The organism is Saccharospirillum alexandrii (assembly GCF_043641555.1).
In the GTDB taxonomy this organism is placed as follows: domain Bacteria; phylum Pseudomonadota; class Gammaproteobacteria; order Pseudomonadales; family Natronospirillaceae; genus Saccharospirillum; species Saccharospirillum alexandrii_A.
This window is the reverse complement of record NZ_JBHZRJ010000005.1, coordinates 426,759-448,622: the sequence shown is the minus strand read 5'-3', so window position 1 is coordinate 448,622 and position 21,864 is coordinate 426,759. Positions and strand designations below refer to the sequence as shown.

The window sequence follows — 21,864 nt, the reverse complement described above, 5'->3', positions numbered from 1 at the left end:
CCTGGCTGCAAAAAAATTTTGGGTGCCTGCATCCATTTGAGCTGATCAAGTCGTCTGAGGGGTAAGTAGGACGTCCAATGGACCCTATCTTCACCGTTCAATGCACTTGGACGACACATTCTTGATCATGACTCAAAGGGAACACACCATGAAATTACCAACACTCAGCACACTCGCTCTGGCATCTGCACTGGTATTAACCGGTTGCGCTACTGACTCCTATGCGAGTTCTTATGGCAGCAGTAATGAATCACCGGCAAGCGGTGTGGTTTCGACAGTGGATACGGCCATTGGCGAAGTGTTTGCCACAACGCAAGGGATGACGCTCTACACCTTTACCCGCGACACAGCTTCGGTATCAAACTGCTACGACGGCTGTGCGGAAAGCTGGCCTCCGTTCACCGCATCAAAAAATGCTGAAATCTGGGGCGCGTTCACGGTGATCGAGCGGACAGATGGTAGTTACCAATGGGCGTATGAAAACCAGCCACTGTACACCTGGGTAGGAGATCGTCAGCGCGGTGACGTCAATGGCCATGAAGTCAGTGACGTCTGGTTCGCTGCCCAGACGGGTCAGTAAGTCAACGCCGTCAGCTTTTGACGGCCAGCAGGGCGCCGGCACTGATCATGATGCTGCCGGCGGCCCGGTTCAGCCGTTGCATGGCCCGGCTGGACCGGGCCAGTTTGCGGGCTTTCGAAGCGCCCCAGGCAACCAGCATCAAGCCGGCCATCAGCGCCACAACGGTGAGCGCGGCGGCCAGCACAATGTCGGTATGGCTGAGTCGGGTCAGGTCCATAAAGGTCGGCAAAAAGGCAATGTAGAACAGAATAACCTTGGGGTTGGAGGCTGAGATGGCGATGCCCTGCAGCAGACTGGCCCCGATACCCGAACGCTTTACCGGTATGCCGTCCGCTTCTGTCGGGGCTGGTGCAGTCCAGAGTTTCCAGCCCAGATATATCAGATAGGCCGCACCGGCATAGCGAATTAACGTGAACAGCGCGCCGTAGTTAGCAGCGATGGCCGACAGACTGAAACACGCCAGTACCAGATACACCACATCGCTGATCACCATGCCAAAGGCCAGTGCCGTACACGCTCTGGCCCCCTGACTTAACGCGCGGGCTATAATGGCAAAGATGCCCGGGCCCGGGGTGATGCCGAAAATAAAAATGGCGACAAAAAAGGTCAGGGCACTGGTCAGGGTCATGCTAACGCTCGGTGGGCCGGTGAAAGCACTATTCTCGCAGTATCCTGTGCTTCCGTGAAGCGTGGCTTGGCATCTTTGTTGGTTCAATTAAGCCTATTTTGCGGACCGGGTTGGCATTTTTTGTTTTTGTTTTATGAAAAGATCAGGAAAAGTCTTGGCGCCTGCTGACGCGCAGGTACACTGCTAAAAACAGAAACGAGTATGGATACAGTGAGAGAGAAACAGACGTGGCGACGGGTCAGTCTGGGTGTATTGGTGGCAACAACACTGGCCGCCTGCAATACAGCCGTCGATGAGCCGCTCGCAACGAACAACGTATTGGCCGGCACGCCGCTTCAGGCGCGCAGTGCCAGTGCGTTTTCTGTTATCGATCACAGCCCGGTGGATGGTGCCGAGAACCAGGCACTGACGCGGGACATCCGCATCACCTTCGATACCCCGCTGTTAATTGAATCGATCACCGACAACAGTGTTGAACTGTGGCTGGATGATCGGCGCGTTCCCGCCAGAACCGTCTATGTCGCCGACACCCAGAGCCTTCGCCTGATCCCGACGTCCAACCTGATTCCGAATCAACGTTACCGCGTGCAATTGAATCCGCAGCTGATGTCGGCCGAGGGCGACCTTTACAGCGGAGCGCAATGGCAGTTTCAAACCGCAGGGGCTATTGGCGCCACTTCGCAGTGGACACTCGATCATTGCCTGGATGCAACCGAACAGACCTGGCTGGAACAAGTCAACCAGGCACGCAGCGAAGCGCGCTATTGTGGCCGGGTATTGCAGGCCGCCGCCGAGCCACTGAGCTATCAGTGTACCCTGGCAGGTGCCGCTCAGCGGCACAGCAACGATATGGCGCAACACGGCATGCTCAGTCATCTCAGCAGTGATGGGCAGGATGCCTACCGGCGCCTGCAGCAGCAGGGCTATGAAGCGACCACGCTGGGCGAAAACGTGGCCATGACCGCAACCGGCGACGCCGATGTGGTTCAGCAATGGCTGGCCAGCCCGGGGCATTGTCGCAATATCATGGAAGCCGAGTTCACGTCGCTGGGCATGGGCCAGGCCAGATCCGATAATGGCGATGTTTACTGGACGCTCAATCTGGCCGCACCGCTCAACCCACAGTCGGACGACTGAGAGCAAACCCGGCCACCCGAAGATGACCGGATGGGCTGAGCATCAGCTCAGCCGGTACCCCGACAACACTGTCTGAACCTGGCTCGATTGTTCCACTACCTGGTCGGTTGCCTGATCGATTTCCTGCGAATGTCGGGTATTTTCCTTGGAGAAGTCACTAATAGATACCAGATGTTCGGTAATGCCGGACACTACCTGGCTTTGTTCCTCTGTGGCCGTCGCAATCTGGGCGCTGATGTCGTTGATATCTTGCATCAGGGATTCGATGGCGATGAAGGAGCTCTGGGTGTCACCGACATTGCCAGCGGTCTCCTGAACCATGCTGGAGCCGGTCTGCATGGCGTTCACCGTTTTATCGACTCCCTGTTGCAAGCGTTCAATGCGCTGCTGAATATCGGCGGTGGACTGCTGCGTCTTTTGCGCCAGACTGCGCACTTCATCAGCGACGACGGCAAAGCCCCGGCCCTGCTCCCCGGCTCGGGCTGCTTCAATGGCGGCGTTCAACGCCAGCAAGTTGGTTTGTTCGGCAATGTTGCGAATAACGTCCAGCACACTGGTAATGCTGGTGGCTTCTTCGGCCAGTACCTGAGACGCCTGGGTGGCATTGTCGAGTTGGGCTTTTAGTTCGGTCACTTTGTTGTTGGCCTCTGCAGCACGCTGGGTGCCGGTGCGTACGTTCTCGAGTGCCTCGTTGGCGGTGCTGGAACCGCGTTCGGCATTGCTGGCCACTTCGCGCGCAGACCCGTGCAATTCTTCGACCGCAGTGACCACTTGCTCCAGCGCTGCTTCCTGTTGCTGTGCCAGCGACATGTTGCCGCTGCTGGCCTGGTTCAAAATGTGGCTACTGTCGCGCAATTCTTCGTTGACCCGGGTGATGTGTGACATCGACTGATGCAGCTTTTCCATCAGCCGGTTGAAATGGTGCGCCAGCTGGCCCACTTCATCGGCCCGGTCTGACGCCAGGCGCGCGGTCAGGTCACCTTCGCCGGAAGCCAGGTCGTTCAGACGATCGCGCAGACGGGCAATTGGCCGCGATAACGACAATGGCAGCCAGAGTGCGATGGCAACAAGCAGCGCCAGGCTAACCGCCAATTGCACCCACGCCTGAATGATGGCCTGGTCGCTGATTGACTCGGCGGCTTCAACCCGGGCCGTGGAGTCAGTATTGATTTGCTCGGACAGCGTATTCTTAATGCCCAGGGCCTCATTGAATAACGGCGCTCCTTCCAGTTCGCCAATCTGAAGGGCAACCGATGCGGCGCCGCCATCGGCGAACCCGGTAATCTCGGTATTCAGGGTCTGCCAGGCTTCAATCGCGGTGGTGAACTGGGTCATCAGCGCTGCACTGTTGTCGGTCGCCAGCGTTGCGGCCGTGGCGCTGGCCAGTTGCAATGCCTTGTCGGATTCGGTCGTGAAGGTGGCCTGGTAGCCATCGAGCTCGTCGCGAACCGAGCCCCAGGATGCCGCCTGGATATAAGCACGTTGTGCCAGCAGCGCCTGATGCAGCGAGGTGTCCATCTCGGCCAGGGTCAGCAGGGCAGGCTGGTAACGCTGAATCAGCACATCGGAACTGGAGGTAACGGTCATTAGGCTGCGTACGCCGCTGATGGTGCTGACCAGGGTGACGATCAGAATAAGTAATAGGGGGAGTCGCACCTTGTTGGCGATCGACAGGTTTTTAAGCCAGGACATAGCATCGGATCCTTGAACGGTTGAGCATGGAGAATGGGGCCAGGCACACACCTTGCCACGGTGTTGCCCTGATAAGGCTGTCAGTAATAATCATTATCGACAATTATCGCATCGAATTAAGACGTACACTGTTCTGTTTTGATAAACGCTGGGTACAGATCGACGGGAAATTGGCGAAATTCAGTCTGGTTTGCTCTGCATTGTCGTAGATACCAACTAGACTTTGGAAACAGGTCCTGGCCAGTTAGGGACATGGCCTTTCGAGTTCGCAGGAATGTCCCAGGGCGTGAGGTATGTATCGACCGTGACAGCGATGATCCAACCCGATAACGGAAAAACAGCAGGGAAGGCTTACGGCGGGTGGCGCTGGTTCCGTCAATGCTACGCCGCCAGAGGGTGGCGGGCGCTTATTGTGGTACTGGCGTTTGCCAGCCAGGCGTCGGCGATGAACCCCTGGCCTGATCATCAGTGGCTTACTCAACCGCAGGCGGCGGTTCTGGCCGCGCCGGAAGAACAACTGGAAGACGTTCAAGCGGTTCTGTTTCTCAGTGCCCGGTCCGACTCGCCCATGGTCAGTCGCCAGGCGCTGTGGCTGAGGTACGATCTGGAGCTGCAGGGCGAACCTGGTGTTCCCCAGACCTTTATCCTGACCAACGAAAACGTCATTCTGGCCGAGTTCACCCTGTACTTGCTAGATGACAGGGGCCGGCTGATCAGTTCCCATCCGCTGGGCATGAACCAGCCGGGGCTGGCGCAGAAGCGACCCGCCGCACGCTACCAGGACCGCATTCAGGTACCGGGCCCGGGCGAATACCATCTGGTGCTGCGCCTGTTCAGTTCGACGCCTCTGGCCCCTGCGTTACTGATCTCGCCAGAGGTGGAACAGGAGCACTTAAACCAGAACCGTATTGCGACGGACTGGGTGATGCTGGTGCTGACGCTGGCCATGTTCGCCTTCAATGCCGTGTTGTTGTATGGACGGGCCGACGCCGCCTACCGCTGGTTCATGGTGTTCCACGTTCTCATTGTGTTTTATTTCTCGGCGCTGACCGGTTTCGGTCATCTTTTTATGCCGTTGTCGGTTGTGCAATTTCTGTCGACCCACATCATGGCCATGAACTACCTGCTGATTTTCCTGATTTTCTCCTTTGCCATCCCTTTTCTGGGCAAGGGCGCCGATCAGGGTTTGCTGTTCCGCTTGCCACTGGTGCGTGCGCTGCAGGGGGTGAATCTGGCGTTTGCGCTGATCAGCCTGGTGATGCCCGACGTCTATTTGTTCATTCCGCTCGTGCTGATGCAACTGGTGACCTTCGGGCCAGTGCTGTACATCAGTGCGCAACAGATTCAGCGCGGGTACGGCCCGGCGGCTTTCCTGCTTGGGTCCATTGCGGTTCAAATCGTGGGCGGCGCTATAGGTACGGCCACCTACGCCGGTCAGTTACCGGTATCCTGGTTTACCCTGAATGCGTTTTTCGCATCCACCGTCATTGAGCTGTTGTTAATGTCGTTTGCCGTTACTTCGCGCATGCGATTTCTGGAGGCCCGACAAAAGCAATTGCTGCTGCAGGATCCGGAAACCGGATTACCCAGCAGGGCTTATTTCAGCAAGGTCTTGAGCCCGAATTGGGCGAGGCTCAGTGCGCAGATGTCAGAGCCGGTAGTGGTACTGATCGAAATCGATGGCATTCGCAGCATGATTCGCCTGCTCGGGCCAACGGTGGCCCATCGGCTGTGGATGCAGGCAACCGAGCGCTGGAACCAGTTTCTGCTCAGCCAGCAGGGGGTTATGCCATTGGCCGGGAACGAAGCCGACGCCACTGGCAGCCGGCAATCGAGAGCGGCGGTGGTGCTTTGGTCGCGCAGCAGTTTCATGACGGTTTTTGATGCCGCCGACCTGACCGATCTCGATGCCACCATGGCTCCCATGCGCACCCTGGTGCTGGAAGAGGATGACCACCGGTTTGAAGTGTCCTCCCGAATGGCTGCCTATGCGGTCACTGACATGACTGAATCGCTGGATGAGCTGTTGCGCAAACTCAATGTCGCGCTGATTACTGCAGAGCGTGAAAACCACTACATCCATTATTACTCCGATCAGCAAAACGACTTTTTTATTCGTCAAAATGAACTCAACCGCGCATTGCCGCAGGCGATTCAGCGCGACCAGATGCGCTGTCATGTGCAGCCCATTATCGATCTTGCCAGCGGAGTGGTTGTTGGCGGCGAATTGTTATTGCGCTGGCAGCACCCGACGCTGGGGAACGTGTCGCCTGGCGAGTTTATTCCGCTGGCTGAGCAAACCTATGGGATATCCAGCCTAACCCGGGAGGTACTGCGGGTAGCGGCTCGCTGGCTGTCGGCACACCCGGACGAGGCGGTATCCATATCGGTGAATTTGTCGGTACTGGATCTGATTACCCGGGTCGACGACCAGGACCTGGTCATGCGAATAGCGGCAACCGGAGTCGATGCGACCCGGCTCAAGGTAGAGGTGACCGAATCCGTCTTGATGGAAAACCCGGATGCCTGCATGGCCATGCTGGATAAGTTGCGCCAGATGGGTTGTCAGATCAGCATCGATGACTTTGGAACTGGCTACAGTTCTCTGGCCTACCTGAGCCGCATTCGACCCGATGAAATAAAAATTGACCGCGATTTTATCAGTAAACTGGAAACGTCGGCGGTGGATCGGGATATCGTTGCGGCCATCGTCAGGCTGGCGCGCAGCATAGGCGCCATTGTTGTAGCCGAAGGTGTGGAACAGGAGACAACCCTAACCCTGTGCACCGAGCTCGGCTGCGACCGGGTTCAGGGTTATCTGATTGCCCGGCCCATGCCCTTGCCGGAATTCAGCGCCTGGCTGGCTGCGCACAGCCCGATGGTGTCATGAACAGTATCTCACCGGCCAGGCCTGGTTTTGCAGGCTGAAGAAGGCGTTTTGCGCCAGTTGAATGCGCACTGTGGCCTGGAAGCGGAAGCTGGCGGTATCGACTTCAAACTCGACGCGGTCTTCGGCCCGGGCAACGCCGGGTTTGAACGGTGGCTGCCAGTCCATGTCGAAGGCTTCCCACAAACTGACCCTCACCCGAATTTGCCCGTTCAGGTCAGCTTCCGCGGCGTTGTTGATTTGTTGCATCAGGCGGCCGAGATCGAGTTCAAGTTCGGTTTCATCGCGCGGTAGCGAGCGGTTGATGGTCCAGCTTTCGTTGCCGCACCAGGCGGTGAACGACCAGCCCCGCGGCCGGTCGGTAGCGCCGCGCACCGATAACACCAGCTCATCCTCACGGTCGAAGCGATCACCGGCGATGCTGCTGGCGCCGGCCAGGGAGACGGTCTCTCCAACCGGTAACGTCAGGTCGGCCAGGTCTGGAGTTGTCAGCCGGTAGGGGCCCGTCTCGGGGTCGAGCGACAAGGAATAGTCGCCGTCTTCCGCCCCGCGATTGAGCACCAGAATTTCACCGCCGCGTGTCACCAGTTCCGGTGGGTTGCCGGTGACATCAACGCGGCGATTCCAGAAGCCGGTGCGCCACTGGGTATCCAGTTCGACCCGGTCGGGCAACTGGCGGTAGTCCACCGTGACTTCCAGTTCCTCGGTGTCGACGTTGCTGAGCGGGACAGAGCTGCAGCCGGTCAGCAGTGCCAGGCTTGCAATCAAAGCGGTGTAGGTGCGCATAAAAGATCAGGTCCGAAGCGACTATCAGGGCTGCCAGTATAGTGTTTTCAGGAGTGAAGCATAGGCATGGTCCGGTCGGTTTACAGGCCGAAGACGAACAGGGTCTTCCTTCTGGGGTACCATTCTGCTGTTGTTCACAAAGAAAGAGGAGCTACCCATGATTGCAGAGGGTCCCGAGAACGGCCCGGTGCTGGTGCTGGCACACGGTGCGGGTGCACCGATGGACTCAGATTTTATGAATGAGATGACCAGCCGGCTGAGCAAGCGTGGCATCCGGGTTATCCGGTTTGAATTTCCCTATATGGCAGAGCGGCGGACGACGGGCAAGAAACGCCCGCCCGACAGAGCCCCCCGGCTGGTAGCGCATTTTAATCAGGTACTGGATGAGTTGGGCGACGGGCCGGTGTATATCGGTGGCAAATCCATGGGTGGTCGCATGGCGACCCTGGTGGCTACAGAGCGGGAAGTCGCAGGCGTTTGCGTACTGGGCTATCCGTTCCACCCGCCGGGCAAACCGGAAAATACCCGGCTTGAGCACCTGCCCGACGTCCGGTGCCCGGTGCTGATCTGCCAGGGTGAGCGCGATGCGCTGGGTAACCGCGAGCAGGCGACGGGCTACACCCTGCCGGATTCGGTATCGCTGGTCTGGTGCCCGGACGGTGATCACAGTCTGAAGCCGCGCAAAGTCAGCGGAGTCAGCCTGGCTGAAAACCTGGATCTGGCCACCGACGCCATGGTTCGTTTTATCGGTGTTTGACTACTCACTGTCGAGCTTTTGTCGGATTTTAACCGGGGTTGGGCACTACGCTTGGTAACGCTTTAGCGCCCCGGTTGCCTTTCATGCGGCGCTCTGCACTGGTATTCTTGCCGGTCTGAGCTTCGGATCCGTGCCCGGACCCAAGTGAGACTAACCAGGGCAAGGGCTTGTGCACTCACGCACAGGTCTTACATTCTCAGGCTGCAGTACGCAGCCACCTCCAAACAGGAGCCTCTTATGAACATTGCTGCTCAACGCGTTGTATCCATCCATTATGAAGTGAAGGATGAAGACGGCGTTGTCGTAGATTCCTCCGAAGGGCGCGATCCTCTGGTCTACCTGCACGGTAACCAGAACATCATCCCCGGTCTTGAAAAAGCCCTCGACGGCCTGGCCCAGGGCGATGCCTTCGATGTCCAGGTAACGCCGGAAGAAGCCTATGGCGACGTCCAGGACGGTCTGGTCCAGTCGGTGCCAATGGAATCATTCCAGGGTGTCGAAAAAGTAGAAGAAGGCATGGTATTTACCGCCCAAACGCAGGGCGGCCCGCTGCAGGTTACCGTTACCGCCATTGAAGGCGATACCGTGACCGTCGATGGCAATCACCCGCTGGCGGGTAAATCGCTGAGCTTCAAAGGTGAAGTTGCGGATATCCGCGAAGCCACCGCAGAAGAACTCGAGCACGGCCACGTGCATCAGTAAACCGGTGCATGCTGCATCAGACCGCGACGGGTGAAGGCGCTGTCTAGCGACTGCGCCCATGGCCCATTCAAGGGGGTCTGTTTGCAGGCAATCCAGGGTGCATCAGGCCCTTCTGATGCACCCAACCCTCCACTAAGCCCGCCTGCACAAGGAAAAGGCAGCGACAACAGGCGACATCCACTACCTCAGGTTGACAACAGTGTCGGTTAAATATTGGACGAGCGCAGTGCCCAGTGATGCTGATTTACGCAGCCAGTCGCTGCGCCATTGCCTCTGGTTTGGCCTTTTTGCCTACGGTCTTTATACGCTGGTGCTTGAAATGACGGCACCGCCCAGTGTACTCGGGTTGTTTCTGGTGTTGTGCGGTGCCTTGCATGCCCTGGCCATCCTGGCGTATTACCTGAGCCGGCCCCTGCTGGCTTCTATCTGGATGATTGCCGTAGTGTTGTTCTGCATTTCAGTCATGAACCTCTACGGTTTCACGCCCGAACAGTCGGCCGAATACTATTTTCTGCTGGTCCCCCCGCTGATCTTCATGGTGCTGCCGCCCGAGCAGCGTCAGTGGCAACTGTCGCTGTTAACACTGACCGTGGTATTGATGACGCTGGTGTTTTTGTTGCCACGGGGCTCCTCACCCTGGTTTCCCATGTCGACAGACGATTATGCCGGTTACAAATGGCTCGACCTGATGATCTGCCTGATGGCGATGTCGGTGGTCTGCCGTTCCTTCATTACCCGGCTGTTGCGTCAACGCGACCAACTTGAACGTCTGGCACTGATCGATCAGCTGACCGGCCTGCCTAACCGCAACGCCAGTCTGGAGCGTATGGCAGCACTGTATAACCAGGCTTTGCCATTTTCGGTGGTGATCCTCGATATTGATGATTTTCGCGAGGTAAACCATCGCAAAGGCCAGGAAATGGCCGATGTGCTGGTGCGTAAGCTGGCGCAACGTCTGCGCACGCACTTGCCGGAGTCGGATTTCATGGCCCGGGTGGGGGGTGATCAGTTCATGGTGGTGAGTGACCGGGCCACGTCGGCCGAGTCGGCGGAAGCGCTGATGCTCCAGTTGCAGGAAGTCGTGACCCGGCGCAACTTCGAAATGGGCAACGCCAGCGAACGGCTTCGGGTCAGTCTGGGCGCGACCCTAAGCGAGATGTCGGAGTCGCCCCAGGCGCTCAACCGGCGCCTGATGCAGGCGCTGGCGCTGGCGCGGGCTGACGAGCGTAAACGGTTCCTGCTTAACCCCGGCACCAGCGCTGAAAAGCCGACGGCTTCCCCTGTTTTGTCACGCGCCCCCGGTCGATGATTCGGCGCATTCTGGCCTGGATCGCCATTGCCGCCATGATCTGGCTGGTGTTTTTTACCGACGGACAAGGCCTGGTGATGCGCTGGCTGGAAGCACAGAATCAACCTCATGTCTGGATCGTACTCGGCACGGCCCTGATCTACGCCATCGCCTTGTCAGTGCCCTTCCTGCCTGCGGTGGAGTTGGGCTGGCTGATCATGGCGGCCTTCGGCCCCATCGGTATTCTGGCCATCTGGGCGGCAACGCCACTGGGCTTGCTGCTGGCCTTCAGCATTGGTTACTGGTTGCGCGAGTGGCCGCAGGTGCAACGTCTGCAACAGCGCTTTGAAGACCGGGTGGCCGCTGCGACCAGTGACCGCCCGGGCGATCGCATGCTGCGCTTTGCCAGCGACAAACTCGCCAGCCATCCTTATATCGCCCTGGCGGTTCTCGTTAATATGCCGGGCAACTGGCTGATTGGTGGGGGTGGCGGTATTGGACTGATGGCCGGCGCCTCAGGGTTGTATCACCCGCTTAAATTCGTGCTGGTGCTGATTCCGGCCACGGGTGTGGTTGCGGTATTGATGCTGGTTGGGGTGTATTCCAAGCCTGTTGGCTAATTGCCGGTGGCCGGTTCCAGGTCTCCTACAGCCCGCCCGGTTTTCTGGCGCTCACAACAACGGGCTGGCCAGCTGCGCCAGGTTCTCCACGACTCGCTTATGATAACGGCGCTTACGCCACCGGTTCAGGTCGAGCCGGTGACTCTTCTTTTTATACTCGGCCACCACGGCGACCATGGCGTTGCAAAAGGCCGGGTCATCCACCACCAGGGTGGCCTCGAAGTTCAGCCAGAGTGAACGCATGTCGAGGTTGACCGAGCCGACCAGCACCAGATGGTCGTCGATAATCACGCTTTTGGTGTGCAGCAGGCCACCTTCAAAACGCAGTATTTCAATGCCGTGGCTGAGCAGCTCTTCGTAGAACGACCGGCCTGCGTACTTGGCCAGGCGACTGTCGATGCGCCGCGGCACCAGCAGGGTGACCGCCAGGCCACGTTTGGCGACGGACTTGAGCGCCTGCAATAACGATTCGTCGGGCACGAAATAGGGCGTGGTGATGATCACCCGGCGCTGGGCGTTGTGCACCGCGGTCAGCAAAACCTGCAGCAGAATGTCTTCATCGAAAGCCGGGCCGGTCGGCAGAAATTGCATCAGCGCCGGGCCGTCGCTGGCCGCTTCGGGCCAGCTTAGGGCGGTGTTCAGGCGGTGGCCGGTTTCCATTTCCCAGTCGAAGATCATGGTGCCCTGAATGATTGACGCCATCGGGCCTTCGACTCTCACCATCACATCGACCCAGGGGCCAAAGCCGCTGTGCTTCTTGAACCAGTCCGGGTCGGCCAGGTTCATTGAACCGTTGTAAGCGATCCGATTGTCGATGCTGACCAGCTTGCGGTGCTGGCGCAGGTCGATGCGTTGCAGGAACATGCGCAGCACGTTGGCGTGCAATACGTCCAGTACCTCTACCCCGGCTTTAACCAGTTGGCGGTGACGGGCACTTCTCAAAAAACGGTTGCAACCCACGCTGTCGAGCAGCAAATAGACAGCGACACCGCGCGCCCGGGCGTCAGTAAGGGCGGTGAGAACTTCCTCTACCCGGCCCTCGGGTTCGAGAATATAGAACTCCATGAATATCCAGTTCTCGGCGCGGTTCAGGTCGTCCAGCAGGGCGTCGAAGACAGTGTCCGGCTCACTCAGTAATTGCCAGTTGTGGCCGCGCAAGGCCGGTAGCTTAAGGCTGCCGAGTGTCAGTTCCATGACCGGTCGCAGTGGTGTATCGATCAGCGTATTCAGTGCGTCGCGTTCGCCGACCTGATGCAGCCACTGGTTGTAAAACCGGTTTTGTACCATGGCGCGTTTGGCCCGCAACCGGCCGAGATAGCGCTCGCCAAACAGCAAATACAGGCCAAAGCCGACCAGCGGCACGATGTAAATCAGCAGCAGCCAGGCCAGGGTGACACCCACACTGCGTCTGCGCATCAGAATGCGAAAACTCAGGGCGATCAACAGTGCAATGTAGAGCCAGAGGCCCAGTGTCAGCAGCCAGTCCCAGGTCATGCGTATCCAGTCATTGTCGGGGGTTCAGAGAGTGTCGGCCATTGTACGGCGGGGTACAAGGTCGGGGCAGGTGAAGTCGGTGAGTCGTTAGCGTGCGGCCTGGTTTCCCAGCACCAGTTGGCGGGTATAGTCCTGCATGAAAATGCCGTAACTGCCATCGTGCAGCATGGTCTTCACCCGAAACAGGGGCAGGCCGTCATTTCCGGTCAGGTGTTTGAGGTTAACGACGCGTTCGTTGACCGGTTGCTTGTTACGGTCGCGAACCACGGCAATCTTGGGCAACAGCCTGGCATCGTGATTCTGGCCAATCACCACGGCGACTTCACCGCTGCTCAACTCGACCAGGGTACCGATGGGGTAGACCCCCATCAATTCGATGAACTGATCGACCAGGGCAGAATCGAACTCCGTAGAGCGGCCTTTGTAGAGTACCCGAATGGCGTCGTAGACCGTACGTTGCTGGGCATAGGGCCGGTAACTGATCATGGCGTCAAAGGCGTCGAGAATGTGAATCAGCCGGGCGCTCAACGGTACTTGGCCAGCCAGCTTCTGCACCGGGTAACCCTGGCCATCGGGCCGTTCGTGGTGGTAGTAGCAAGCGGCGACAACATCGTGACCGAAGCCGGATTTTTCCAGAAGATAGCGCGTCCATTTTGGATGTTCGTTAAACAATTGCCATTCGGTTTCAGTCAGCGGGCCGGGTTTGGTCAGCAGCGATTTCGGTATGCGCAGCTTGCCCAGGTCGAACAACAAACCGGCCAGCCCGACCGTGCGCACCTCGTCCCGGGGCCAGCCGCAGTGAATGCCAAACACCATGCACAGCAGGCTCACGTGCAGGGCATGCTCGTAGGTGTAATCGTCGTGGCTTTTCACGCGTGACAGCCAGGTCATGGCTGGAATGTTGTCGATTAGGGCCGTAATGCACTCATCGACGTGCTTGCCCAGGGTATCCGGGTTAAGCGGGTGGCCCTTGCTCAGCCCACGCATGGCCTGTTTAACGTGTTTCAGCGTGCGGGTGTACGTGGGCAGCACGCTGCGCAACCCCATTTGCGCCATGTCGCGATCAAATGAGGCCGGTAAGGTTGGGGGTGTCTGGTTTTTGCCGGGCCGCGCCTTGAATTTGACAAGGCTCTTGCGGGTGTCGACACACACCTGGCTGCACAGGCTTTGCACCTGGTGCAGCATGTCGCGGTTTTCAATCAGAAAACCCTGCATCAGGAAGGGCGTGCCCAGCCAGGGTCTGTCTAACCGGCACACGAACATACCGACTTGCAACAAGGCAACCGGCATGCGAAGTGTTGTATCGGAAATGCGCTGACTGTATTGGCTCAAATCCGACGATCCAGAGCTATAGACATAATGTGAACCACATCACTTTATAAACACACAACTTATAGCAGATAACGGGCCGCTTGCGCCAGATGCCGAGAAACTTTACGTCTGGGACGGGTGCGGGCCGTCTAGGATTATCGGCCCGAAAGGCCGGGCTTAAAGCCGAATTTGGTCGTCCCCTGGTTACCGGATGTCAGCGACTGTTAGCGAGCCCGGTCGGATCGGTCCAGTGCCGCGTGCAGCCAACGCACCGGCAGGTGGCGCAGAACGGCAACAATCAGCCGGTAGTTCCAGCCCTGAATCGACAACACCCGGCCCCGGGCCAGGTCGTTGAGCGAGCGCTCGACCACGGCCTTGGCTGACCAGGCTCGGGTAATGCCGTGGCGTTTATAGAAACTGTCCGGGTCGAGCCCCAGGCGGGCGTGAAAATCGGTGACCGTGAAACCGGGGCAGACGGCCAGTGCACGCAGCCCTTCGCGCCGATAACTCAACGCCAGCGTCTCGGTAAACGCCCTAACGAACGTTTTGGTGGGGCCATAAAGGGCGCTTTGCGGCGTGGGCAGCCAACTGGCCACCGAAGCCAGGTTGATCAGCAGCCCTCGAGCCCGGATCAGGTTGGGCAAGGCGGCATGGGTCAGCTGCAGGGTACTGGTGACATGCACATCGAGCAGTGCCTGGTGACGGGACCAGTTCAGATCCCCGAAGCGGCCATCTTCGGCGTAACCGGCATTGTTGATCAGAGCATCCAGCCGCGGCAGCAAGGTCACTTCCTGAACCAGCGCCTCGCGCTGATCGGCCTCGGCCAGATCCACAAGCCGGTACTCAATGTCGACCGGGTAGCGCTGGCGTAGCTGGGCGCATACCGCAGCCAGTGTGTCTTCGCGCCGGCCGGTCAGCAGCAGGTTGTAGCCATCGGCGGCCATTCGGTCGGCGTAGGCAGCGCCAATGCCGCTGGTGGCACCGGTTATTACGGCCAGGGGGTGGGTCATGAACAGGCATCCTCATGCAAATTACCGAATGGGATCATGCCAGAGTGGCTTCGCCGGACAAACCGAAACACCCGATAACAAGGAACCGCTGTATTCAGCACTGTACGGGCTGAGCCTGTCGAGCTTCCCTTGAACCGGCACTTGGTTATGCTCCCCAAGGCCTTTCGACAGGCTCAGGGCGAACGGTTTGCGTGGCAAGGCAGCGGTCCGTGATTCCACCTTACGGCTGCTTTATACTGCGCGGCTCGCTTGCCTTGCAATGACAACAGGACCTCTCGCCATGGCGCACACCGACACCTCAACGCGGCCACAGTGGCCCGGCTACCGCTGGCCGCACCTGTGTGACCTGACGCGGGCGCTGCAGACCGAACCTGAGTGGCCGCAGATGGATCGCTGGCTGGCCGCCCGGTTTCGGGAGCGCAAGGCCTACGGCGGCAAAGACCGGCGGTTCTACAGTGACCGGTTGTTTCAGCTGTGCCGTCTGGCAGCGGTGCCGGTCATGCTGCAGCAGGGTTATTCACAGCCAGATTCCAGCAATCACGGGCAGGCAGTGTGGACTGCCGACACTCTGTGGCTAGCCTTTAAGGCCATTCCTGCGGTTGAGCTCTGGGGCTGGCTGGTGTTGCTGGACGGTCTGGACGAGCAGGCGCCCAATGAGTTGACGGACGTTGCACAGCGACGCGTCTGGCTGGACCGTCAGCGCGACGACCCCGGTATTCAGGCCGCCAGTCAGGGGTGGCTGCCTGGTTGGCAGCCCTGGCTGGATCAGCGCACGGCGGCAAGCCACTGGTCGGATTCCCAGGCCGGGCATTGGCTCACGATGCAAATGACCCGTCCACCGATCTGGTTGCGCGCCTTGCCTGGCAAGGGTGAGCAGGCCGCCCGGTCGTTGCACGCAGCCGGCCTCACCGTGCTGGACCAGGCGGGCGATGTGCTGGCGCTGGCGCCCGATTCCCCAATCACCAAAACCAAGGCCTGGGATGCCGGATGGGTGGAAATCCAGGACCGCGCCAGTCAGCGCATTGTTGACGCGGTGGCGGCCGAACCCGGCCACCGGGTCTGGGATGTCTGTGCGGGCGGTGGTGGCAAGGCGGTGGCACTGGCGAGTCGGGTAGGGCCGGCCGGTGAGGTGCTGGCAACGGACATTCGTGCCCATGCCCTGCAAGAAACCGAACGCCGCGCCGCGCGGCAGGGTTTTACCAATCTGCACACTCAGGCGCTGGATGCGACCCGGCCGGATGCCGTCGCTGACCTGAAGGCCGGGGCCTTCGATCGGGTTGTGATTGACGCCCCCTGCTCGGGTGCCGGCACCTGGCGACGTAATCCGGACAGCCGTTGGCGACTGACTGAAACCTCACTGAGCACCCTGCAGCCGATTCAGGATCAGTTGCTGGCGCAGGCGTCTGCCTCGGTTAAAGCGGGCGGTTATTTGGTGTATGCGACTTGCAGCTGGCTGGTCGAGGAAAACGAAGACCGGGTGAGCCAGTTCCTGTCAGAACACCCTGAGTTTACCTTGCTCAGCCAGAGCATGGTCGGCGCGCCCGAAGACGACGCCGACACCATGTTTGTGGCTGTGATGCTTAACTCAAAGTTGGGCGTTCGGGAAACCTGAGTGGCACTCGAAACGTCGAGTTAACAACTAATCCTCTTTGGGCGGTGTCTGTTTTGCCTGTTGTGCCTTCAGGCTTTTGGCGACTTTAATGGCTTGCTGGGCAGCGGCGCGCGCTTCCTTTACCTTGCGAATCGACAGGTTAAAGCTGGTTTTCATGCGCGAGGTCGCCAGCTTTAACTGGTCGATTTCATTGCGGCTGTTCAGCGGTATTGAGCTGACATCGAGTTCGGTTTCCTGCCCCTTGGAAATGTTGTCGGCCATCTGTGTTAGCACACCCACTGGCTGAATGATGGTGCGTCTTACGAACCACAGTATCGCCAGAATCGACAGGGCAATGGCCAGTATTTCCACAATCCCGAACAGCGACACTGTGCCTGCCAGCAGGTTGCGTTGCGGAATGGTCACACTGATGATGCCGGCCAGGTCGCCTGCTTCAAACCCAAAGCCATTTTCAGAGCCGTACCGGGTCAGTACATCGCGCGGCGCGCTTGCTGCGTTGCCATGGCAAACGATGCAGGCTTCCGTGTGAAACACGGGCTTGGCATAGCGGTACTCACCACCGACGGTTTCGAAGAACTCGGGCAAATTAAACGACTGAATGTTGTTCAGCGCCCGTGATTCGAAGGCATCCGGGGTATTGGCCGGGTTCATCACGTTTTGCGAGGTCATCCGGAACTTGGCGGGCGATTCCGAAGCCGCCACTGTTTCTGAAAATTCACGCTGAGCCAGTGCCGGGTTTTTCGAGTAGAAAGTGATGGTCTGGCTTGGGTTATCGACCGGATGAACGTCCAATTCTCCGAGAAAACTGTCCTGCCCATCACGCACCCAGACCCGCCCGGTTTTTGCCACCCAGCTGCCAAAGGCATCGACGTTGGCGACAACGGTTTGCGCCTGGGCTCGAAGCTCTTGCATGTAGACATTCTTGAGCAATAGAAAGAAGGCGCCTGCGTTTAATGCCAGGACACACAACAGCAGCAGCACGAATTGGGTGCTGATCGAAAACCGTTTTCCGAACATGAGCGGTAACTCCTTTTATACCTGTATGTTGCTATACGATTAACGGCGAGCCGGGGGCTGCCCGGTACCGGATGTCATGCTGTAAACCACCTTGCTGGTGGCTTCCAGAAAAGCCTGTTTATCCCGTTCGCTCTCGATGTTCGATGCCAGCTCGCTGATGTAATGACGCAGCGCTGACGGGCCTTTCCAGCCCTTGCGGCGCCATATTTGCCGGGTATCTTCTATGAGTATCTCGCCAATCGGGCCGACGGCGGATTTGAATTCATGGTCGATCATTGCCAACAGGCGTTGCGAACGGCTTCCCTGTGATGCCATGGGGGGTCTCGTTATAAGGTGTGATTGCATTTGGGCAGGAGGCAAAATACCAGATTCACCCCCTAGTGTTGACTGAAATAGTGCTATATCAACCTGCTTGCTGGTTATTAACGTAGACTGTTGGTGTGATTAATCGACTTTTCAGGAGTTTGCATGAACAAAATATGGCCTTTAGCCGTCATAGCCGTCTTGTTTGTTCTGGCCCCCTTGTTGGGGTTCTGGTTGCCTCTGGGCCCATCAGCCGCCCCGAATTTCGACGATTATGCCGCCGGTGATGCCCGAAAAGCGGCTTTTTTTGAGTATATGGTGCCCCTGGTCGAGCAGGAGAACGCTGCCATACTGAGCAGTCGCGAGCGGTTGCTGGCCATTCAGGAACACGGCGCGCCAGGGTGGGCCGAGCGCCGCTGGCTGCTGCAGTTGGCAGAACGTTATGAACTGGAAGAATTTGACCCGATCGAGACCGCAGACCGGGCGCAACTGATCAAACGGCTGGACGTGGTACCGCCGTCCATTGCGCTGGCTCAGGCTGCTAACGAGAGTGCCTGGGGCACCTCTCGCTTTGCCCGGCTGGGCAACAACTATTTCGGACAGTGGTGCTTTGTGGCCGGTTGCGGGCTGGTGCCCGAAGCGCGAAACGCCGGGGCCAGCCACGAAGTGGCCGCTTTCGCATCGGTTCGGGAATCGGTGCGCCGATACATGAACAACATCAACACCCACCCCGCCTATGCTGATCTGCGTAACCGGCGAGCGTCGCTGCGCAGCGAAGGCAACGACATCAGCGGCCTGGCACTGGCACCGGCCCTGATTCGTTATTCCGAACGGGGGCAGGAATACGTGAGTGAGTTGCAGGCGATGATTCGCGGCAACGGCCTGCAACAATACGACTGACCCTTCACCGGCTGAGCACGGCCTGGTTCTGTGCCTGCCCCGCGTCAATCCAGACCGGCTGATGGCCGGGCAGACGGATAGCCAGTGCAGGCGCCGGGCCATGCCAGTCGGCGTCCCAGCGGACTTCCGTTTCGGTGGCACTTTTCGCTTCAACCGTCACCGTCACTTCACCGAACTCGGTCGGAGCGGCCCCGAATGAAATGGGGCCTTCAGCGTCGAGCCAGCGTTCGGGAATGCCCTGGCACAGGACCAGGTGGTCGTCTTCTTCGCGCAAGAAACAGTAGCGCATCATCAATACCCATTCCGAAGACGCCCAGACATGGTGACCATCGCCCATGCAGCCGGCACCGGTAAGCGGGTGAATGGCTTCGGGCCACTGCCCGGTTGGTGAGGCGATGTCGGCCACAGCGTCGATCAGGTCCAGATAGCGCGGGTCGTCTGCACGCATCATGACCTGAGCCACGTGCAGGGTGAGGTAGGCGTTGAGGCCCGAGTGAATCATGTCCTGATAGAAAGCACCTTTGAGGAAACAACGCTCCAGCAGAAACTCGACCAGGTCGGTCATACGCGGATCATCCGGCGCCCAGAGTTGTAACGGATACCCGCACACCACAGACCCAATAGCACCGGAGTCGAGCCGCCGGTACGGAGAGGCAGGCATGGCCGGCCGACGCAGTTTGTCGGCCTGAACAGCCAGGCTGCGCTCGATCGATTGTTCAAAATCACGGGCTGCATCGACATAGCGCTGGCTCAGTTCCGGGTCGGTCGCGGCCACCATACGGCTGGCGCAGTGCAGACCGGCGACGCTCCAGAAATCATCCCAGTAGTAAAAGTCGTTTGGCCCCAGGTGTTCGGCGCTGAACCCGGCTGGCATCAGGCCGGCATGAGGGGCATCGAGATGCGTTGACACCCGTTTTTTGATGATCCAGTCGGCACCGCGCTTGATGATGTTCAACCACTTGGCCGGGCGCCGGTGAGTGAATTTAAAAAACCGCTCCAGTATCCACAGCACCTGGCCGTTTGAATCCCATTCACCTTCCTGAGAGCGAAAATAGCCGGCCGCTGTTTGACGATCGATAAAGCGATCCAGTGCCCGCTCCGCGCGATGCGTCAAACCGATGCTGAGCAGGGCATCAATAATGTAGGCGGCATCGCGAAACCAGAAACGTTTGTAGGTGTAGGGGCCTGGGAATACATCGTCCGGTGAATGCAATACCAGAGAGGTCGCGGCGGCATCAAACAGGAATTGCCAGTGCGGGTCCGGGCAGGTGAGGGTGCACCTCTGGCTGTTGACAGCCGCCCAGGCATCGTCAATTAGCGGGGTGCTTGGCTTGGTTTCGAGTTCAATACTGGCGGTCAGCTCTTTGGTCACACCAGGCTCCAGGTTGAATAGGGCCGCGGCGGTGGCCATGCCCACTTCACAATGACCGCTGTGCTGGTCTTCACGATCGTGCAGATGAATGTTCACGTCGCCTTCCCGGTAATGGGAAACGTGGTGCCGGTCTGCCGGTGCTGAAAATTGAACCGTGCTTTCATCGTTAATGCGCCAGCCCGTGCGACTCTCATTCAAGGTAACATCGTGAATAAAGGAGATGCCTTCGGGGTTGTAGGGGCGCAATGCCAGCACCAGATGCCCGGCCTGGTCACTGTGGCCGCTGATGTGCAACCGACACTGCATTTTACCGTCGACGCGTTCAACCCAGACTTTGGTGCGCAGCTCCAGCCCGTCGTCAGTTGCAATCGTTCTGATAAGAGGACCGTCTGCCAGTTCCTGGCGCTGATCAACCTGTTTCAGTTTGGACGGCAGTAACCGCTGACCCTTCTCGGTGATCAGCCAGGCATCCAGTGACCAGCCATTGAAAAGGGGAGTCAGCAGGCCATTCGGGTCCACGATCGGCAAGTCCGGGCAATCGGGGTAGCCCACGGCCGTCCAGTTGCGATTACTGATGTTGATGTGGGTAATGGCAAAGGCCCGTGGAATAAAAGACGGGTCTTTCGGGTCGAACTGCCGTTCGATCCAGACCGGCCACACCCAGTCGAGGTTGTGCTGAATCACGCGGCTGTTGATCAGCCCGCGCGCATGGAACACAACACCGGAGCGAATCAGTTCAATCGGTTCTGCCACCTCGGAGGGCTGGGCCAGAGCTTGCACTCTCGCCATGATCGGAATGGGATCGAGTATGCCCTGCTTTTTGGCAATGTAGGAAATGGCAAAACGCCAGGGCAGCCACTTGGTCCACTTCATGATTCAGACTCCTCGTTGTCAGCAGGTTTGGTGTATTGGCTCAGGGCCCGCCGTGCCAGCCGGTTCAGATAGAACACGATGATCACGGTCATGACAAAACCACCGCCGTAAAGGATCCATTCAAACCCGGTGCGCTCTGTATTGCGCAAGCCAAGCGTAGTGACATCGGCAGCGATCGAGCCGAGGTAGACGTTATGCACAGAGAACGGAATAAAACCGATCAGCGAGCCGACCAGGTACCCCTGCCAGGAAAACCGGGTCAGCCCAAAAAAGTAGTTGGACAGCTTGCCGGGGAAAAACGGAATCAACCGGGTCAGCAGGACAATTTTCCAGCCGTTGGCGCTCATCTCTTCATTGATCAGCCGCAACCGGTTGCGCCGGCGCACAAAATCGACCGCGTAGGGGCCAAACAAATAACGAGCAATCAAAAAGGCCGCGAGCGCGCCCAGCGTGGTTCCCAGAACAATGTAAACCGACCCTTCAACGACGCCGAACACAAAGCCAGCACCGGTGGTCAGCAACACACCGGGCAACACGAGAACCACAACCAGCGCCATGAGTAATACCAACAGCACAGGTCCCCAGATTCCCTGGGCATCCACCCAGTGCAACAAATCGATAATGTAATAGTGAACGCCGAAATACAGCAGGATCGCTAACAAGAGCATCACGAACACCACGCTGGCAATAAGGCCCAGCAAGGGTGAAGCAGCCCTTTTGGCGGGAGCGGGAGTGTGTGCTTTCATTCGCAACGGATCCTGATTGTCCTTCCCCTGTTCATAAGTCGATGAGTCCGGGCCGGTGGTTGGCCCAAACAATACGGTGTGTTCAGTAGTGTAGTGATCTGCAGCGGTTATGTGGTGGCAGGGATGAAAGAGGATGTAAAGATTTGTTT

General features: G+C 58.5%; 19 protein-coding genes. 9 read left to right on the top strand and 10 right to left on the bottom strand.

Annotated features, from left to right (window positions below; translation table 11 throughout):
- Window positions 1–148: 148 nt before the first annotated feature.
- Window positions 149–580 carry a COG4315 family predicted lipoprotein gene (locus ACHUE7_RS18990; protein ID WP_394171456.1) on the top strand — a complete coding sequence of 144 codons (432 nt, stop codon included), beginning with the start codon at window positions 149–151 and terminating at the stop codon, window positions 578–580.
- Window positions 581–590: 10 nt separating this feature from the next.
- Here the strand turns inward: ACHUE7_RS18990 and ACHUE7_RS18985 are convergent, their stop codons facing one another.
- Window positions 591–1,208: a LysE family translocator gene (locus tag ACHUE7_RS18985; RefSeq protein ID WP_394171455.1), complete on the bottom strand. Its 618-nt coding sequence runs from the start codon at window positions 1,206–1,208 to the stop codon at window positions 591–593.
- Between the two features lie 201 nt (window positions 1,209–1,409).
- Here ACHUE7_RS18985 and ACHUE7_RS18980 point away from each other — a divergent pair, with 201 nt between their 5' ends.
- On the top strand, window positions 1,410–2,345 hold the full coding sequence (locus tag ACHUE7_RS18980) for a CAP domain-containing protein (RefSeq protein WP_394171454.1): 936 nt from the start codon (window positions 1,410–1,412) through the stop codon (window positions 2,343–2,345).
- 42 nt (window positions 2,346–2,387) lie between these two features.
- Here the strand turns inward: ACHUE7_RS18980 and ACHUE7_RS18975 are convergent, their stop codons facing one another.
- The gene (locus ACHUE7_RS18975) at window positions 2,388–4,037 is read right to left on the bottom strand and encodes a methyl-accepting chemotaxis protein (protein WP_394171453.1); all 1,650 of its coding nucleotides are present in this window, start codon (window positions 4,035–4,037) and stop codon (window positions 2,388–2,390) included.
- Window positions 4,038–4,350: 313 nt separating this feature from the next.
- On the opposite strand from ACHUE7_RS18975, the gene ACHUE7_RS18970 reads away from it, so the two are divergent.
- The gene (locus ACHUE7_RS18970; protein ID WP_394171473.1) at window positions 4,351–6,927 is read left to right on the top strand and encodes an EAL domain-containing protein; all 2,577 of its coding nucleotides are present in this window, start codon (window positions 4,351–4,353) and stop codon (window positions 6,925–6,927) included.
- On the opposite strand, the gene ACHUE7_RS18965 is transcribed toward ACHUE7_RS18970, so the two are convergent.
- Window positions 6,922–7,710: a hypothetical protein gene (locus ACHUE7_RS18965; protein ID WP_394171452.1), complete on the bottom strand. Its 789-nt coding sequence runs from the start codon at window positions 7,708–7,710 to the stop codon at window positions 6,922–6,924. The genes ACHUE7_RS18970 and ACHUE7_RS18965 overlap by 6 nt on opposite strands.
- Before the next feature lie 157 nt (window positions 7,711–7,867).
- Between ACHUE7_RS18965 and ACHUE7_RS18960 the strand changes: the two genes are divergently transcribed.
- The 4 genes from ACHUE7_RS18960 (at window position 7,868) to ACHUE7_RS18945 (ending at window position 11,077) form a co-directional block, all read left to right on the top strand.
- Window positions 7,868–8,467, top strand: coding sequence for an alpha/beta fold hydrolase (locus tag ACHUE7_RS18960; RefSeq protein WP_394171451.1), 600 nt, complete (start codon window positions 7,868–7,870; stop codon window positions 8,465–8,467).
- Window positions 8,468–8,704: 237 nt separating this feature from the next.
- A complete protein-coding gene (locus ACHUE7_RS18955) occupies window positions 8,705–9,169 on the top strand; it encodes an FKBP-type peptidyl-prolyl cis-trans isomerase (RefSeq protein ID WP_394171450.1) in 465 nt (154 codons plus the stop codon).
- Window positions 9,170–9,395: 226 nt separating this feature from the next.
- Complete coding sequence (locus tag ACHUE7_RS18950; protein ID WP_394171449.1) at window positions 9,396–10,478, top strand: GGDEF domain-containing protein; 1,083 nt, start codon at window positions 9,396–9,398, stop codon at window positions 10,476–10,478.
- A complete protein-coding gene (locus ACHUE7_RS18945) occupies window positions 10,475–11,077 on the top strand; it encodes a hypothetical protein (protein WP_394171448.1) in 603 nt (200 codons plus the stop codon). Before ACHUE7_RS18950 ends, ACHUE7_RS18945 begins: the two co-directional genes overlap by 4 nt.
- A gap of 51 nt (window positions 11,078–11,128) precedes the next feature.
- Here ACHUE7_RS18945 and cls read toward each other — a convergent pair whose 3' ends face one another.
- The 3 genes from cls to ACHUE7_RS18930 all read right to left on the bottom strand — a co-directional run bounded on the left by cls (window position 11,129) and on the right by ACHUE7_RS18930 (window position 14,892).
- Window positions 11,129–12,571 carry a cardiolipin synthase gene (cls, locus tag ACHUE7_RS18940; RefSeq protein WP_394171447.1) on the bottom strand — a complete coding sequence of 481 codons (1,443 nt, stop codon included), beginning with the start codon at window positions 12,569–12,571 and terminating at the stop codon, window positions 11,129–11,131.
- A gap of 87 nt (window positions 12,572–12,658) precedes the next feature.
- Window positions 12,659–13,903 (bottom strand): HD-GYP domain-containing protein, encoded by a 1,245-nt coding sequence (locus ACHUE7_RS18935; RefSeq protein WP_394171446.1) that lies wholly within the window; start codon window positions 13,901–13,903, stop codon window positions 12,659–12,661.
- A 203-nt stretch (window positions 13,904–14,106) separates the two neighbouring features.
- Window positions 14,107–14,892 (bottom strand): SDR family NAD(P)-dependent oxidoreductase, encoded by a 786-nt coding sequence (locus tag ACHUE7_RS18930; RefSeq protein WP_394171445.1) that lies wholly within the window; start codon window positions 14,890–14,892, stop codon window positions 14,107–14,109.
- A gap of 280 nt (window positions 14,893–15,172) precedes the next feature.
- Here ACHUE7_RS18930 and ACHUE7_RS18925 point away from each other — a divergent pair, with 280 nt between their 5' ends.
- On the top strand, window positions 15,173–16,504 hold the full coding sequence (locus ACHUE7_RS18925) for an RsmB/NOP family class I SAM-dependent RNA methyltransferase (RefSeq protein WP_394171444.1): 1,332 nt from the start codon (window positions 15,173–15,175) through the stop codon (window positions 16,502–16,504).
- Between the two features lie 27 nt (window positions 16,505–16,531).
- Here ACHUE7_RS18925 and ACHUE7_RS18920 read toward each other — a convergent pair whose 3' ends face one another.
- Window positions 16,532–17,521, bottom strand: coding sequence for a Tll0287-like domain-containing protein (locus ACHUE7_RS18920; RefSeq protein ID WP_394171443.1), 990 nt, complete (start codon window positions 17,519–17,521; stop codon window positions 16,532–16,534).
- 39 nt (window positions 17,522–17,560) lie between these two features.
- Entirely contained in the window at window positions 17,561–17,836 is a 276-nt protein-coding gene (locus ACHUE7_RS18915) for a hypothetical protein (RefSeq protein ID WP_394171442.1), read from the bottom strand.
- 153 nt (window positions 17,837–17,989) lie between these two features.
- Here ACHUE7_RS18915 and ACHUE7_RS18910 point away from each other — a divergent pair, with 153 nt between their 5' ends.
- Entirely contained in the window at window positions 17,990–18,724 is a 735-nt protein-coding gene (locus tag ACHUE7_RS18910; protein WP_394171441.1) for a glucosaminidase domain-containing protein, read from the top strand.
- 4 nt (window positions 18,725–18,728) lie between these two features.
- On the opposite strand, the gene ACHUE7_RS18905 is transcribed toward ACHUE7_RS18910, so the two are convergent.
- Window positions 18,729–20,969: a hypothetical protein gene (locus ACHUE7_RS18905; RefSeq protein WP_394171440.1), complete on the bottom strand. Its 2,241-nt coding sequence runs from the start codon at window positions 20,967–20,969 to the stop codon at window positions 18,729–18,731.
- Window positions 20,966–21,715, bottom strand: coding sequence for a TVP38/TMEM64 family protein (locus ACHUE7_RS18900; RefSeq protein WP_394171439.1), 750 nt, complete (start codon window positions 21,713–21,715; stop codon window positions 20,966–20,968). The genes ACHUE7_RS18905 and ACHUE7_RS18900 overlap by 4 nt, the downstream gene beginning before the upstream one ends.
- Between the last annotated feature and the right edge of the window lie 149 nt (window positions 21,716–21,864).

Coding starts and splice junctions, on each gene's coding strand:
- ACHUE7_RS18990 (WP_394171456.1), top strand. CDS start 149: ATGAAATTACCAACACTCAGCACACTCGCTCTGGCATCTGCACTGGTA.
- ACHUE7_RS18985 (WP_394171455.1), bottom strand. CDS start 1,208: ATGACCCTGACCAGTGCCCTGACCTTTTTTGTCGCCATTTTTATTTTC.
- ACHUE7_RS18980 (WP_394171454.1), top strand. CDS start 1,410: ATGGATACAGTGAGAGAGAAACAGACGTGGCGACGGGTCAGTCTGGGT.
- ACHUE7_RS18975 (WP_394171453.1), bottom strand. CDS start 4,037: ATGTCCTGGCTTAAAAACCTGTCGATCGCCAACAAGGTGCGACTCCCC.
- ACHUE7_RS18970 (WP_394171473.1), top strand. CDS start 4,351: ATGATCCAACCCGATAACGGAAAAACAGCAGGGAAGGCTTACGGCGGG.
- ACHUE7_RS18965 (WP_394171452.1), bottom strand. CDS start 7,710: ATGCGCACCTACACCGCTTTGATTGCAAGCCTGGCACTGCTGACCGGC.
- ACHUE7_RS18960 (WP_394171451.1), top strand. CDS start 7,868: ATGATTGCAGAGGGTCCCGAGAACGGCCCGGTGCTGGTGCTGGCACAC.
- ACHUE7_RS18955 (WP_394171450.1), top strand. CDS start 8,705: ATGAACATTGCTGCTCAACGCGTTGTATCCATCCATTATGAAGTGAAG.
- ACHUE7_RS18945 (WP_394171448.1), top strand. CDS start 10,475: ATGATTCGGCGCATTCTGGCCTGGATCGCCATTGCCGCCATGATCTGG.
- cls (WP_394171447.1), bottom strand. CDS start 12,571: ATGACCTGGGACTGGCTGCTGACACTGGGCCTCTGGCTCTACATTGCA.
- ACHUE7_RS18930 (WP_394171445.1), bottom strand. CDS start 14,892: ATGACCCACCCCCTGGCCGTAATAACCGGTGCCACCAGCGGCATTGGC.
- ACHUE7_RS18925 (WP_394171444.1), top strand. CDS start 15,173: ATGGCGCACACCGACACCTCAACGCGGCCACAGTGGCCCGGCTACCGC.
- ACHUE7_RS18920 (WP_394171443.1), bottom strand. CDS start 17,521: ATGTTCGGAAAACGGTTTTCGATCAGCACCCAATTCGTGCTGCTGCTG.
- ACHUE7_RS18915 (WP_394171442.1), bottom strand. CDS start 17,836: ATGGCATCACAGGGAAGCCGTTCGCAACGCCTGTTGGCAATGATCGAC.
- ACHUE7_RS18910 (WP_394171441.1), top strand. CDS start 17,990: ATGAACAAAATATGGCCTTTAGCCGTCATAGCCGTCTTGTTTGTTCTG.
- ACHUE7_RS18905 (WP_394171440.1), bottom strand. CDS start 20,969: ATGAAGTGGACCAAGTGGCTGCCCTGGCGTTTTGCCATTTCCTACATT.
- ACHUE7_RS18900 (WP_394171439.1), bottom strand. CDS start 21,715: ATGAAAGCACACACTCCCGCTCCCGCCAAAAGGGCTGCTTCACCCTTG.